This is a genomic window from Bradyrhizobium sp. USDA3010 (genome assembly GCF_056429065.1).
Genome location: NZ_JBWJZD010000011.1, coordinates 1 through 12,958 on the forward strand (window position 1 = coordinate 1; position 12,958 = coordinate 12,958).

The window sequence follows — 12,958 nt, forward strand, 5'->3', positions numbered from 1 at the left end:
TTTGAGATTTACCGCCTGCATGCAGGCGGTAAATCTCAACGCGCTCTTCAAGGCTGAGCTGGCCATAACATTGTCCCATCGCCACAACACCCTAGCAGGTGTTGCACTTGTGTCGTGAACCCAAGGGACCCATAGCCACCAACGCCGATTGGCGCGCGATGCTGGAACGACGAGCCCCTTTTCACAACATCCGCCGCGGCGTATGGGTCCCTGCTTTCGCAGGGACGACGGCGGAGAATCTGGCCCTTACCCCTCCGCCTCGAGCCACTCCGCGGCGCCGCGCCACAGCGCGTCGCGGTGTTCGCTGCGGAAGAAGCCGAAATGGCCGATCGCTTTCACGCCGGCATCCGCGGGGCGGATCGAGATGATCTCCGGCGTGATCGACGTGAAGGCGGAGCACAGCAACTCGACCGCCGGCCGCGTCGCCCAGGTGTCGTCGGTGATGACAAGCGCGCGGAGCTTGCCCTTGAATTTCGGAAAATTTTCGCGCGCTGCGAGCGCTGGATCATCGAGCAGATAGCGCTCGCGCATCACCCAGCCGCGCCATTGCTCGAACACGCCCCGCGGCAGGTCCATGCCGAGCCCGGCCCAGGCGGGCACATAGCCGAGCGTGCGCGCCAGCGGCAGGCCGATGACGTTCATGAAGGCGACGACGCGGTAGCGCTCGGGCGAGGCCATCAGCTTCCAGGCGGCCGCCTGCGAGGCGACCAGCAGCGCGCGCGGAATTTCAGCGTTGTTAGCAAGGAGCCCGAGCGCCTGGCCGCCGAAGGAGTGGCCGACATAGGCGAAGGGGAGTTCGCGGTAGCGATCGCGCATCCAGCTCACAGCCGCGGTGGTGTCGAGCGCGGCCCAGTCCGCCATCGTGGCCTTGAAGCCGGCCAGCGACTTCGGCTTGTTGAGGCCGGTTGCCGCCATCGGCCTGCTATCGCCGGTGCCGCGGTAGTCGTAGGTCAAGACCGCCGCGCCGCGGCGGGCGAGGTAGCCGGCAAAGCCGCGATAGACCTTCCGCGGCACGGCGGTCGCCGAGTTGATCAGGACGGCACGGCGTTTCTTGCCGCGCGGCAGGAACAGCGTCGCTGCGAGCGGATAGCCATCCGCGGCCGGCACGACGATGTCGTCGCTAAAAACGTCGTCCAGCGCGGCGGAGGCTGCGGCAAATTCCCTGGCATTCATGGTATGGTCCAGCAAATGCGAATTCGTATTTTCCTGCAAGAGTTTGACGGGATTGCAGGAATCCTTCTAGCGGGGGAGCGGGCGGCTGTGTATAAGCCGGGTTTTCCCGTCGATTAAGTCGCGGTTTTTGCTCAGGAGTTGACCTCATGTCCGAGCGGTGGACACCCGATAGCTGGCGCGCCAAGAAGGTGCTGCAGGTGCCTGATTATCCCGATGCCAAGGCATTGGCCGATGTCGAGGCCCAGCTTGCGACCTTTCCGCCGCTGGTGTTCGCGGGCGAGGCGCGCAACCTGAAGAAGGCGCTGGGGCGTGTCTCCGCCGGCGAGGCGTTCCTGCTGCAGGGCGGCGATTGCGCCGAGAGCTTTGCCGAGCACGGTGCCAACAACATCCGCGACTTCTTCCGCGTGTTGCTGCAGATGGCGGTGGTCATGACCTATGCCGGCGCGCTGCCGGTGGTGAAGGTCGGCCGCATCGCAGGCCAATTCGCCAAGCCGCGCTCGTCGCCGACCGAGAAGCAGGGCGACGTCGAGCTGCCGAGCTATCGCGGCGACATCGTCAACGACATCGCCTTCACGCCGGAAGCGCGGATTCCCGATCCGCAGCGCCAGCTGATGGCATATCGCCAATCCGCGGCGACGCTGAACCTGCTGCGCGCGTTCGCGACCGGCGGCTTCGCCAATCTCGGCAGCGTGCATCAATGGATGCTCGGCTTCCTGAAGGATTCGCCGCAGTCCCGCCGCTACAAGGAGCTGGCCGATCGCATCTCGGACGCGCTGAACTTCATGCGCGCCTGCGGCCTCGATCTCGAGAGCCACCCGGAGCTCCGCGCCACCGATTTCTACACCAGCCACGAGGCGCTGCTGCTCGGCTACGAGCAGGCGATGACGCGGGTCGATTCCACCACCGGCGACTGGTATGCGACCTCCGGCCACATGATCTGGATCGGCGACCGCACCCGGCAGCTCGATCACGGCCATGTCGAATATTTCCGCGGTATCAAGAACCCGATCGGCCTGAAATGCGGTCCGTCGCTGAAGCCCGACGAGTTGCTGAAGCTGATCGACGTGCTCAGCCCCGACAACGAGCCGGGACGCCTGACGCTGATCAACCGCTTCGGCGCCGACAAGGTCGGCGACCATCTGCCGGGCCTGATCCGCGCCGTGCAGCGGGAAGGCCGCAAGGTGGTGTGGTCGTGCGATCCGATGCACGGCAACACCATCACCTCGACCTCGGGCTACAAGACGCGGCCGTTCGACCGCGTGCTGTCCGAGGTGAAGGCGTTCTTCCAAATCCACGCCGCCGAAGGCACCCATGCCGGCGGCGTGCATCTGGAGATGACCGGGCAGGACGTCACCGAGTGCATCGGCGGTGCGCGCGCCATCACCGATGAGGATCTCAACGATCGCTACCACACGGTCTGCGATCCCCGCCTCAACGCCGAACAGTCGATCGACATGGCCTTCCTGATCGCCGAGCTCCTGAAGCAGGAGCGCGCCGGCAAGGTCAAACCGATGCCGGCCGCCGCTGGGTTGTGATTTGGGGGCCGTGACTTGAGGGCAGTGACTTGCTGAGGTTCTGGCGAGCCACCATCAACTCGCGCAACGGGCTGGCATTCGCCATTCGCTCGGAGCAGGCGATTCGCGAGGAAGTCGTCGCGCTGGTGCTGTCGGTGCCGCTGGCCTGGCTGGTCGGCGCCACCGTGATGCGGCGGGTCGAGCTGGTCGCGACCGTGGTGCTGGTGCTCGTCATCGAGCTGCTCAACACCGCGATCGAGAAGCTCGCCGACCGCCTGACGATGGATCACGATCCGCAGATCGGGCGGGTCAAGGACATGGGCTCCGCAGCCGTCGGCGTCGCGCTCGTGATGGCCGGGCTGTTCTGGCTGTTCGCCCTGGCCGAACGCCTGGGCGCATTCTCGTCGTGAGCGCCAACAAGCCGATCAAGCTTGCGGTGATCGGACGTGGACTGATCGGGTCCGCGGCCGCGCGACATCTGAGCAAGATGGGCCATGACGTTGCGCTGATCGGGCCCGATGAGCCGGCCGATTTCTCGCAGCACAGCGGCGTCTTCGGCAGCCACTATGATGAGGGCCGCATCACGCGGACCTACGATCCGCAGCCATTCTGGCGGCAGATGAATCGCGCTGCGATTGCGCGCTATGGCGAGATTGCGGCGGAAAGCGGTGTCGACTTCTACCGCGAAGCCGGTGCGCTTCACATCGGCGATCGCGAGACCACCGATGTCGCATCGGTCGGCAAGGTCTGCGCCGACGAGGGGATCGCTCGTGAAGCCTATCAGGATGCGGCGCTTGCGGAGCGGTTTCCGTTCCTGAAATCGACGGCGGGAATGCTGGGCTATTTCGAGCCGCGCAATGCCGGATACATCTCACCGCGCCGCCTGGTCCGGGCGCAGACGATCGCGGCGGAGCGCGCAGGCGCCCGGATCGTCGACGAGCCTGCGCTGGGGATTTCAGAGAACGGCTCCGGTGTGACGATCCGGACGCGATCGGGCAGCGTCGCGGCCGAGCGCGTGCTCGTTGCCGCCGGCGGGCACACCCAATTGCTGCTCGGTCGCTCATTAGGCTTTACGGTCTATGCGCGGACCGCGGCGCTGTTCCGGCTCGGTGCGGCGGAGGTGCAACGCCTGGCCGGTATGCCGTCGATGCGCTGTCTCGGGCCCAAGGGCGACAATCCCTACATCCTGCCGCCGATCCCTTATCCGGATGGCCAGACCTGGCTGAAGCTCGGCGGCGATCCGGTCGATCGTGCGCTCGAGAGCGAGGCTGAAATCAAGGACTGGTTCCGGTCGGGCGGATCGGTTGACGTGGCTGATCGGCTGCAAAGCCAGATCCTTGACCGCATTCGCGACCTCAAATTCGAGGAACGCCGCGTCGTGCCCTGCATGACCACCTTCGGCGACACCGGCTTGCCCAGCATCGGACCGCTTTCCGAGCGGGTCACGGTCGCATTCGGCTGCTATGGCAAGAGCGCGAAATGTTCGGACGAATTGGGCCGGTTGGGAGGCATGGCGCTGCTCGGCGAGGTGAGGGCAGAGCTTGCCCCCTGACCGGCGCCGGCGATCCCAGTGCGATTTCTGCAATCGCACCATGATCGGACGACCATTGCAGTTTGCCGTTGTGCGGGACAACATAAAGCTATGAGCGAACAACAGATCAAGATCACCCTGGCGCAACTGAATCCGACGGTCGGTGACGTCACCGGCAACGCCGCGAAAGCGCGCGCCGCGCGCGACAAGGCGAAGGCCGACGGCGCCGACCTCGTGGTGCTGTCGGAGCTGTTCATCGCCGGCTATCCGCCGGAGGATCTGGTGCTCAAGCCGGCATTCCAGTCGGCCTGCCGCGCCGCGATCGAGGAACTGGCGCGCGAGACCAAAGATGGCGGCCCGGCGATGCTGATCGGCACGCCCTGGGTCGAGGACGGCAAGCTCTACAATGCCTGCGCGCTGCTCGACGGCGGCCGCATCGCCGCGCTGCGCTTCAAGGCCAACCTGCCGAATTACGGCGTGTTCGACGAGAAGCGGCTGTTTGCGCGCGGCCCGGCATCGGGCCCGGTGACCGTGCGCGGCGTGCGTATCGGCGTGCCGATCTGCGAGGACATCTGGCTCGAGGAATCCGAGGACTACGAGAACGCCGTCGAGTGCCTGGCCGAGACCGGCGCGGAGATCCTGATCGTGCCGAACGGCTCGCCCTATGCCCGCGACAAGACCGATCTCCGGCTGTCGATCGTGGTGGCGCGCGTCACCGAGAGCGGGCTGCCGCTGATTTATCTCAACGAGATGGGCGGCCAGGACGAACTGATCTTCGACGGCGCCTCGTTTGCGCTCAATGCCGATCTCTCCGTCGCAGCACAGCTTCCGGCGTTCGAGGAGAACATCACGACGCTGACCTGGCGCAAGACCGCGGATGGCTGGCGCTGCAACGGGCCGATCACGGCGCAGCTCGAAGGCGACAAGGCCGATTACGCGGCCTGCGTGCTCGGCATGCGCGACTATGTCCGCAAGAACGGTTTTCCCGGCGTGCTGCTCGGCGTCTCCGGCGGCATCGACTCGGCGCTGTGCGCGGCGATCGCGGTCGACGCGCTCGGCGCCGACAAGGTCCGCGGCGTGATGCTGCCGTTCCGTTACACCGCGCAGGTCTCGCTCGACGATGCCGCCAAGCTCGCCGCCGCACTCGGCATCCGCTACGAGATCCTGCCGATTGCCGATGCCGTCAACGGGTTCGAGACGATTTTGGCGCCGGTGTTCAAAGGGCTGGAGCGCGACATCACCGAGGAGAATTTGCAGGCGCGCGCCCGCGGTACGCTGTTGATGGCGATTTCCAACAAGACCGGCGCCATGGTGGTGACGACCGGCAACAAGTCGGAAATGTCGGTCGGCTACGCCACGCTGTACGGCGACATGAATGGCGGCTTCAACCCGATCAAGGACATCTACAAGACCGAGGTGTTCCGCCTGTCGAGCCTGCGCAATGCCTGGAAGCCGGACGGCGCGCTCGGACCGTCGGGCGAGGTGATCCCGGTCAACATCATCATCCGGCCGCCGACCGCGGAGTTGCGCGAGAACCAGACCGACCAGGATTCGCTGCCGCCCTACGAGGTGCTGGATGCGATCCTCGAGCGGCTGGTGGAGCGCGAGGAGCCGCTTGCGACCATCATCGAGGCCGGCTTCGACCGCGATGTGGTGACGCGCGTCGATCGCCTGCTCAACATCGCCGAATACAAGCGGCGGCAGGCGGCGCCGGGGGTGAAGGTGACGCGCAAGAACTTCGGCCGCGACCGCCGCTATCCAATCACCAACCGCTTCCGCGATTTCGGCAATGCGCTGCCGGAGCCGGACGAGAAGCTCGTGACGCGCACCTTGCGCGCGTCGGCGGAAGCGTTCGAGGGGTAGAGCGTGATCCGGAAAAGTGGAGACCGGTTTTCCGCAAGATCACGCTCAAAATGTAATGCGCCTTACTGCTTCTTCGGGATGAAGGTCGGGCCGACCGTGCGGATCTGGCCGTCGCTCGCGGGCGCCGCCGGCGCGGTGGCGTCAGCGGCGGCGGGCTGCTGCGGTTGAGCCGCCGCTGCAGCGGGCGCGCCCTTCTTGCCGGCGGCAGCCTTGGTCTGCGCGCGCTGCTGCATCTTCCGCGCGCTCTCCTCGGTGACGATGATGTCGCCCTGCTGCGCGGCGGCCGCCTGGTCGTCGACGGCTTTCAGCGCCTCCGCCCAGCTCTGGCCGGCCGGCTTGCAGGAGCAGGCCGGATTGAACTCGGTGCGGTACTTGAAGGCGTTCGGCAGCGACGAGTAGGGCTGGCCGCTGATCGAGACCGCCTGGTTGATGTCTTCGCCGGGATTGCGGTAGGCGAACAGGCTGGCCTCCGCGGCCGGGCACTGCGCCTTGCAGATTTGTTCGTCGGCGGCAAAGCGCGCCTGCGAGGTCGCGAACGAGATCGGGAAGTAGGCGCCGTCGCAGGTGCGGACGCAGACGGTGCGGAAGGTGCCGGACTGTCCGCCATATTGCGCATCGGGCGGGGGAAGCGGTTCGTTGGGATTGCCGCCACCACCGCCGCCGCCGAACAGGTTCTCGAGGAAGTTGCCGGGGCCGCGCGCGGCCGCCGCGTATTGCGGGCCGCAATTGTTCTGCGCCAGCGCGGTCAATACCGAGCGGCGCTGGTTCTCGCGATCGGCGCCGCCGAGCCCGCCGGTGCGCAGCCGCTCGAGATTTGCGGTCATCTGGTCGAGATTGGCGCGCATCTGCTGGATCTGGTTGTTGACCGGTCCGCACTGCGCCGAGTTATTGTTGAAGAGCGAAAGGAATCCGGAACTGTCGCAGCCCATGCGCCGGGCCTGCGCGGTCACGCGATCCAACTCGCCCTGTTGCCGGGTTGCCGCGTCCTGATAGCGGCGGATCTGCTCGTCCTTGGCTGGATCGCCGCCGCCGCGATCGATCGCCGCCAGCTGGCCCTCCAGCCGCGCGCACATCGGATTGGCCTGCGCGCCTTGTGGAGCCGGGCCGGGCGGGCCCGGAGGCACCTGCGCCAGGGCATCCGCGGCAGGCAGGGCGATACCGGCCAGCAGGGCGCAAGTCAGGAACCAGCGGGAGAAGCGAGAACGGGAGCTATGGGGCATATCCGGCCATTAAAACGACGCCGCGCGGCAATCAACGCCAAAGCGCGCGGCCAGGACCACCTGCCAAGACCACCTGCAAAGGCCGCCTGCAATAGCCGTTTCTCGGGGCAGCGTCACGTCGTTTCCGGGGCGCCGGTGTGGCAATAACCCCCGTTTGTCCAGCGGCTTGGCCTAGCGCTGGCAGGTGATGGCGACGTATTCGCCGCAGCTATTGCCGGTGCAAGTCTCGCCCGTGGCATGCGGAACCGCGCCGGTGATCTCGTCGGGATCGACGCGCCGGTAACTGGTGGCCTGCGCAAAATCGCGTGACCGGCAGTAGGCGCGGGCGGCGGACGCGCCGCAGCGGTCGCCGCGGGCCAGGCATTGGTCGATGCCGTAGCCGTCGGCCTGGTTGGCGACGATGAAAACGCGGCTGTCGGCCAGGGCGGCCGAGGCGACAAGGACGAACGTAGAGGCAATCAATGCCGAAATGGGCCGCATGGTGCACCAGTGAAAATGGCGGGGAATCCGCAGGCCCTCCCGTACGCCCAATTCCTTAATAATGATTAACCATGAGGGCGTTGGCGTGATTTCGGTGCGGTGCGGGTTGCGTAACGACCCAAAACAGCCCCTTGACGCGATCAGGGGGCCGTGAGACACGATGGAACCATGAACGGCCACCTCGCCATCTGCAGCATTTGCCGCGAGATTATGAGCTAGCGATTCGCTGGCTGAGGCCGTCTTTTCTCAATCACCCTGAGATCACTGGACGCCCGGCCGCAAGGGATGGGTACCCATGGATTTGCGCCTCTACGATACGCTGACCCGGGAGAAGCGGCCGTTCGTGCCGCTCGATGCCGATAACGTCCGCATGTATGCCTGCGGACCGACGGTCTACGACTTCGCCCATATCGGCAACGGCCGGGCGGCTGTTGTCTTCGACGTGCTGTTCCGCGCGCTGCGCCATCGCTACGGCGCCGGCCACGTCACCTATGTCCGCAACGTCACCGACGTCGACGACAAGATCAACGTTCGGGCCGCGCGGGACTATCCCGGCGTGCCCCTGAACGAGGCGATCCGCAAGGTCACCGAGCTGACCTATCAGCAATATCAGGACGACGTCGCAGCGCTCGGCTGCTTGCCGCCGACCGTGCAGCCGCGCGCGACCGAGCATATCCCGGAGATGCGCGCGATCATCGAGAAGCTGGTCGCCGGCGGCTTTGCCTATGTCGCCGAGGATCACGTGCTGTTCTCGCCGCAGGCGATGAACGCGGCCAATTCCACGCTGCCGCGCTACGGCGCGCTGTCGAAGCGTTCGCTCGACGAGATGATCGCGGGCGCCCGCGTCGATGTCGCGCCTTACAAGCGCGACAACACCGACTTTGTGCTGTGGAAGCCGTCGAAGCCGGGCGAGCCGTCCTGGCCGTCACCGGCAGGCATTGCCGTCGAGGGCCGGCCCGGCTGGCACATCGAGTGCTCGGCGATGGCCTGGAAGCATCTCGGTGAGAAGTTCGACATCCATGGCGGCGGCATCGACCTGGTGTTCCCGCACCATGAGAACGAGCTCGCGCAGACTTGCTGCGCGTTCCATACCGACCGCATGGCCAATGTCTGGATGCACAACGGCTTCCTGCAGATCGAAAGCGAGAAGATGTCGAAGTCGCTCGGCAACTTCTTCACGATCCGCGATCTCTTGGCCGATTGGCCGGGCGAGGTGCTGCGGCTCAGCATGCTGAGAACGCATTACCGGTCGCCGCTCGACTGGACGCTGAAGAGTGCGGAGGAAGCCGCACGGACGCTCGACGACTGGTATGCGGTCGCGGCCGACGCCGAGTCCGGCGCGCCGTCGCCGGCGATGGTCGAGGCGCTCTACGACGACCTCAACACGGCGCAGGCCATGGCCGTGCTGCACAGTTTGCGGAATGCTGCCGCGAGCAGTGAAGCGGCCCGCAAGGAATTTGCCGGCTCGCTGCGGTTGCTCGGCTTCCTCGCCGAGAGCGCGGCGTCGTGGAAGGGACGCAAGGAGCAGGCCAGCGGCGTCGATGCCGCAGCGGTCGAGGCGCTGATCGCCGAGCGCTCCGCGGCGCGTGCGCGCAAGGATTTCAAGGAATCCGACCGGATCCGCGATCAGCTCGCCGCGATGGGCGTCGCGATCAAGGACGGCAAGGATGCCGAAGGAAAGCCGATCACGACCTGGGAGGTTGCGCGATGAGCCGATCCGCACCCGCGTTGCGCCCGTATCTGCCTGACGACGCGCCGCTGCTGGCGGCGATCTTCGCGGCGTCGATCATGGACCTGACCGGCGACGATTACAGCGAGGCGCAGCAGGAAGCCTGGGCGATGGCCGCCGATGACGAGGAGGCCTTCGGCAAGAAGCTCGCCGGGCAGCTGACCCTGATCGCGACATTGCAGGGCGCGCCGGTCGGGTTCGCCTCGTTGAAGGGGGCCGATCACATCGACATGCTCTATGTGCATCCGAGCGCGATCGGGCAGGGTGCAGGCAGCGCGCTGTGCGATGCGCTGGAGAAGATTGCGAGTGCTCGCGGCAGCAAGGCCCTGAAGGTCGATGCCAGCGACACCGCGCTCGAATTCTTCCGCAAGCGCGGCTACGTCGCGCAGCAGCGCAATACGGTCACCATCAACGACGAATGGCTCGCCAACACCACGATGCAGAAGACGCTCGACGGCGTTGCCGTGCCAGGAGGCCACGCATGAGCCGCGAACGCCTCTATCTGTTCGATACCACGCTGCGCGACGGTGCGCAGACCAATGGCGTCGACTTCACGCTGCAGGACAAGCAGGTGATCGCGGGCATGCTCGACGCGCTCGGCATCGACTATGTCGAGGGCGGCTATCCCGGCGCCAATCCGACCGACACCGAGTTCTTCAGCAAGAAGCCTGCCTTCGATCATGCGCGCTTCACCGCGTTCGGCATGACGCGGCGGCCGGGCCGCTCGGCGTCCAACGATCCGGGGCTCGCCGGTATCCTCGAGGCCAAGGCGGACGCGATCTGCTTCGTGGCAAAATCCTCGGCCTACCAGGTCCGCGTCGCGCTCGAGACCACGAACGAGGAGAACCTCGCCTCGATCCGCGACAGCGTCGCGGCCGCGAAGGCATTGGGCCGCGAGGTGATGGTTGATTGCGAGCATTTCTTCGACGGCTACAAGGAGAACCGCGACTATGCACTTGCCTGCGCGACGGCGGCCTATGAGGCCGGTGCGCGCTGGGTGGTGCTGTGCGACACCAATGGCGGGACCATGCCGCACGAGATCGAGACCATTGTCGGCGATGTCGTCAGGCAGGTGCCCGGCGCTCATGTCGGTATTCACGCCCATAACGACACCGAGCAGGCGGTGGCCAATTCGCTCGCCGCGGTGCGCGCCGGCGCACGACAGGTCCAGGGCACGCTCAACGGCCTCGGCGAGCGCTGCGGCAACGCCAATCTATGCTCGCTGATCCCGACGTTGAAGCTGAAGCAGGAGTTTTCCGACAAGTTCGAGATCGGCGTCACCACGGAGAAGATGGCGACGCTGATGAAGGTGTCGCGCACGCTCGACGACATGCTGAACCGCGCGCCAAACCGCCATGCTGCCTACGTCGGCGAGAGCGCCTTCGTCACCAAGACCGGCATCCATGCCTCCGCTGTCATGAAGGATCCGCAGACCTATGAGCACGTGCTGCCGGATTCCGTCGGCAACCACCGCAAGGTGCTGGTGTCGGACCAGGCCGGCCGCTCAAATGTGATGGCCGAGCTCGACCGCGCCGGCATCGTCTACGACAAGGGCGATCCGCGGCTGACGCGCCTGGTCGAGGAGCTGAAGGAGCGCGAGGCCGCGGGATTTGCCTATGAATCGGCGAATGCCTCATTCGACCTGTTGGCGCGTCGCACGCTCGGCAAGGTGCCGGAATATTTCAAGGTCGAGCAGTTCGATGTCAATGTCGAGCAGCGCTATAACGCCAACGGCCGGCGCGTCACGGTGGCGCTCGCGGTGGTGAAGGTCGACGTCGACGGCGAGCGGCTGATCTCGGCCGCCGAGGGCAACGGCCCGGTGAATGCGCTCGACGTGGCGCTGCGCAAGGATCTCGGCAAGTACCAGAAATACATCGATGGCCTGAAGCTGATCGACTACCGCGTGCGTATCCTCAATGGCGGCACCGAGGCGGTCACGCGCGTGCTGATCGAAAGCGAGGACGAGACTGGCGAGAGCTGGACCACGGTCGGCGTCTCGCCCAACATCATCGACGCCTCGTTCCAGGCGCTGATGGATTCGGTGTTCTACAAGCTGGTGAAGTCGGGCGCGCAGGCGTGAGGTTTGCGCGCAAGTGGTACCGCAATCGTCATTGCGAGGAGCGATAGCGACGAAGCAATCCATGTCTCAGCTTGCGGCGCGATGGATTGCTTCGCTTCGCTCGCAATGACGGGAAGGAGAGCAGATGATAGACCACGTCTCCGTCGGCGTCCGCGACCTCGAGCGCGCCGCGCGGTTCTATGAGCCGACGCTGGCCGCGCTCGGCCTGAACCGTCTCGTCACGCGGCCGGCGACGATCGGCTTCGGCAAGGCCTATCCGGAATTCTGGATCAATCTGCGCGCCACGATGGCGCAGGTCGCGCATGAGAGCGGCACGCATATCTGCCTGCGGGCGAAAACCACCGCCGAGGTCGATGCCTTCCATGCCGCCGCGCTGGCGTCAGGCGGCCTCTCCGATGGTCCCCCGGGCCTGCGCCCGCACGACCGCGTGCGCTACTACGCCGCCTTCATCCTCGACCCCGACGGCAATCGCATCGAGGCCGTGACGTTTCCAAGCGAGTAGGGCCTCGATACGCGGTGAAGCTGTTGAACCCGTCATCCCCGCGCAAAGGCTTCGCCTTTGTCGCTGGAGGTGCGAGCCTTGCGGCGCAAATTGCGCCGCTGGGCGAGCCTCGAAGGATAGACGGCCACCAGCCGGGCCGTGCATGCTTCGAGACGCGCGTTCCGCGCTCCTCGGTATGACGGTGATGGAGCTGAAGGCGTGGTGAACGCCTACAGCCGCCGCGCCACTTCGGGCGCGAGCTCCTTCGCGGCTGCCGGCTTGCCGGCGACGGCGGAACGCAGCCGCGGCAAAATCTCGTCGACGCGGTCGGCCATCAGCACGTTGATCGGAAGCGTCGCGCGGATGAACTCGGTCGTGCGCATGTGGCTCAGCAGCGAGAGCAGGGGTTCCCAGAATCCATCAATATTGGCGAGCAGGATCGGCTTGGAGTGACGGCCGAGCTGTTGCCAGGTCAGTTGCTCGACCAACTCCTCCAGCGTGCCGATGCCGCCGGGCAGTGCGACGAACGCATCCGAGCGCTCGAACATCAGCCGCTTGCGCTCATGCATGTCGGGGGTGACGATCATCTCCTGAATCGAGGTCAGCGCATTCTCGCGCGCCCGCAGGAATTCCGGAATGATGCCGGTGACGGAGCCGCCATGATCGAGGGTGGATTTGGCGACCGCGCCCATCAGGCCGATCGAGCCGCCGCCGTAGACCAGGCGCACGTTGTTTTCGGCAAAGGCCTTGCCGAGCGCGATGGCAGCTTCGATGAAGCGGGGATTGTTACCGGGGCCGGAGCCGCAATAAACACAGACAGTCTTGATTTGGTTCATACGATCCTTGTGGCACTGCAGCGTAAACAGGGTCAAGACTCGCATATGGGC

General features: G+C 65.8%; 12 protein-coding genes. 8 read left to right on the forward strand and 4 right to left on the reverse strand.

What is annotated here, in order from left to right; all coding sequences use genetic code 11:
• Positions 1 to 246 precede the first annotated feature (246 nt).
• The gene (locus AC066Y_RS18460; RefSeq protein WP_478275128.1) at positions 247 to 1,173 is read right to left on the reverse strand and encodes an alpha/beta hydrolase family protein; all 927 of its coding nucleotides are present in this window, start codon (positions 1,171 to 1,173) and stop codon (positions 247 to 249) included.
• 146 nt (positions 1,174 to 1,319) lie between these two features.
• On the opposite strand from AC066Y_RS18460, the gene AC066Y_RS18465 reads away from it, so the two are divergent.
• The 4 genes from AC066Y_RS18465 to AC066Y_RS18480 all read left to right on the forward strand — a co-directional run bounded on the left by AC066Y_RS18465 (position 1,320) and on the right by AC066Y_RS18480 (position 6,081).
• The gene (locus AC066Y_RS18465; RefSeq protein ID WP_478275129.1) at positions 1,320 to 2,708 is read left to right on the forward strand and encodes a class II 3-deoxy-7-phosphoheptulonate synthase; all 1,389 of its coding nucleotides are present in this window, start codon (positions 1,320 to 1,322) and stop codon (positions 2,706 to 2,708) included.
• A 29-nt stretch (positions 2,709 to 2,737) separates the two neighbouring features.
• Complete coding sequence (locus AC066Y_RS18470; RefSeq protein WP_229170836.1) at positions 2,738 to 3,097, forward strand: diacylglycerol kinase; 360 nt, start codon at positions 2,738 to 2,740, stop codon at positions 3,095 to 3,097.
• On the forward strand, positions 3,094 to 4,239 hold the full coding sequence (locus AC066Y_RS18475) for an NAD(P)/FAD-dependent oxidoreductase (RefSeq protein ID WP_478275130.1): 1,146 nt from the start codon (positions 3,094 to 3,096) through the stop codon (positions 4,237 to 4,239). Before AC066Y_RS18470 ends, AC066Y_RS18475 begins: the two co-directional genes overlap by 4 nt.
• A 90-nt stretch (positions 4,240 to 4,329) precedes the next feature.
• The gene (locus AC066Y_RS18480) at positions 4,330 to 6,081 is read left to right on the forward strand and encodes an NAD+ synthase (protein ID WP_478275131.1); all 1,752 of its coding nucleotides are present in this window, start codon (positions 4,330 to 4,332) and stop codon (positions 6,079 to 6,081) included.
• 62 nt (positions 6,082 to 6,143) lie between these two features.
• Here AC066Y_RS18480 and AC066Y_RS18485 read toward each other — a convergent pair whose 3' ends face one another.
• Both AC066Y_RS18485 and AC066Y_RS18490 read right to left on the reverse strand, forming a co-directional pair.
• A complete protein-coding gene (locus tag AC066Y_RS18485) occupies positions 6,144 to 7,301 on the reverse strand; it encodes a DUF2865 domain-containing protein (RefSeq protein WP_478275132.1) in 1,158 nt (385 codons plus the stop codon).
• Positions 7,302 to 7,472: 171 nt separating this feature from the next.
• The gene (locus AC066Y_RS18490) at positions 7,473 to 7,781 is read right to left on the reverse strand and encodes a hypothetical protein (protein WP_478275318.1); all 309 of its coding nucleotides are present in this window, start codon (positions 7,779 to 7,781) and stop codon (positions 7,473 to 7,475) included.
• A 295-nt stretch (positions 7,782 to 8,076) separates the two neighbouring features.
• Between AC066Y_RS18490 and cysS the strand changes: the two genes are divergently transcribed.
• The 4 genes from cysS (at position 8,077) to AC066Y_RS18510 (ending at position 12,092) form a co-directional block, all read left to right on the forward strand.
• Positions 8,077 to 9,492, forward strand: coding sequence for a cysteine--tRNA ligase (gene cysS / locus AC066Y_RS18495; RefSeq protein ID WP_478275133.1), 1,416 nt, complete (start codon positions 8,077 to 8,079; stop codon positions 9,490 to 9,492).
• Positions 9,489 to 9,995 (forward strand): GNAT family N-acetyltransferase, encoded by a 507-nt coding sequence (locus AC066Y_RS18500; RefSeq protein ID WP_478275134.1) that lies wholly within the window; start codon positions 9,489 to 9,491, stop codon positions 9,993 to 9,995. The genes cysS and AC066Y_RS18500 overlap by 4 nt, the downstream gene beginning before the upstream one ends.
• Entirely contained in the window at positions 9,992 to 11,590 is a 1,599-nt protein-coding gene (cimA, locus tag AC066Y_RS18505) for a citramalate synthase (RefSeq protein WP_478275135.1), read from the forward strand. The genes AC066Y_RS18500 and cimA overlap by 4 nt, the downstream gene beginning before the upstream one ends.
• A gap of 124 nt (positions 11,591 to 11,714) precedes the next feature.
• Entirely contained in the window at positions 11,715 to 12,092 is a 378-nt protein-coding gene (locus tag AC066Y_RS18510) for a VOC family protein (RefSeq protein ID WP_478275136.1), read from the forward strand.
• Between the two features lie 209 nt (positions 12,093 to 12,301).
• Here AC066Y_RS18510 and AC066Y_RS18515 read toward each other — a convergent pair whose 3' ends face one another.
• A complete protein-coding gene (locus AC066Y_RS18515) occupies positions 12,302 to 12,907 on the reverse strand; it encodes an LOG family protein (RefSeq protein WP_478275137.1) in 606 nt (201 codons plus the stop codon).
• Between the last annotated feature and the right edge of the window lie 51 nt (positions 12,908 to 12,958).

Bases quoted from the DNA above. Each gene is read 5' to 3' on its own strand.
- AC066Y_RS18460 (WP_478275128.1), bottom strand. From the start codon at position 1,173: ATGAATGCCAGGGAATTTGCCGCAGCCTCCGCCGCGCTGGACGACGTT.
- AC066Y_RS18465 (WP_478275129.1), top strand. From the start codon at position 1,320: ATGTCCGAGCGGTGGACACCCGATAGCTGGCGCGCCAAGAAGGTGCTG.
- AC066Y_RS18480 (WP_478275131.1), top strand. From the start codon at position 4,330: ATGAGCGAACAACAGATCAAGATCACCCTGGCGCAACTGAATCCGACG.
- AC066Y_RS18485 (WP_478275132.1), bottom strand. From the start codon at position 7,301: ATGCCCCATAGCTCCCGTTCTCGCTTCTCCCGCTGGTTCCTGACTTGC.
- AC066Y_RS18490 (WP_478275318.1), bottom strand. From the start codon at position 7,781: ATGCGGCCCATTTCGGCATTGATTGCCTCTACGTTCGTCCTTGTCGCC.
- cysS (WP_478275133.1), top strand. From the start codon at position 8,077: ATGGATTTGCGCCTCTACGATACGCTGACCCGGGAGAAGCGGCCGTTC.
- AC066Y_RS18500 (WP_478275134.1), top strand. From the start codon at position 9,489: ATGAGCCGATCCGCACCCGCGTTGCGCCCGTATCTGCCTGACGACGCG.
- cimA (WP_478275135.1), top strand. From the start codon at position 9,992: ATGAGCCGCGAACGCCTCTATCTGTTCGATACCACGCTGCGCGACGGT.
- AC066Y_RS18510 (WP_478275136.1), top strand. From the start codon at position 11,715: ATGATAGACCACGTCTCCGTCGGCGTCCGCGACCTCGAGCGCGCCGCG.
- AC066Y_RS18515 (WP_478275137.1), bottom strand. From the start codon at position 12,907: ATGAACCAAATCAAGACTGTCTGTGTTTATTGCGGCTCCGGCCCCGGT.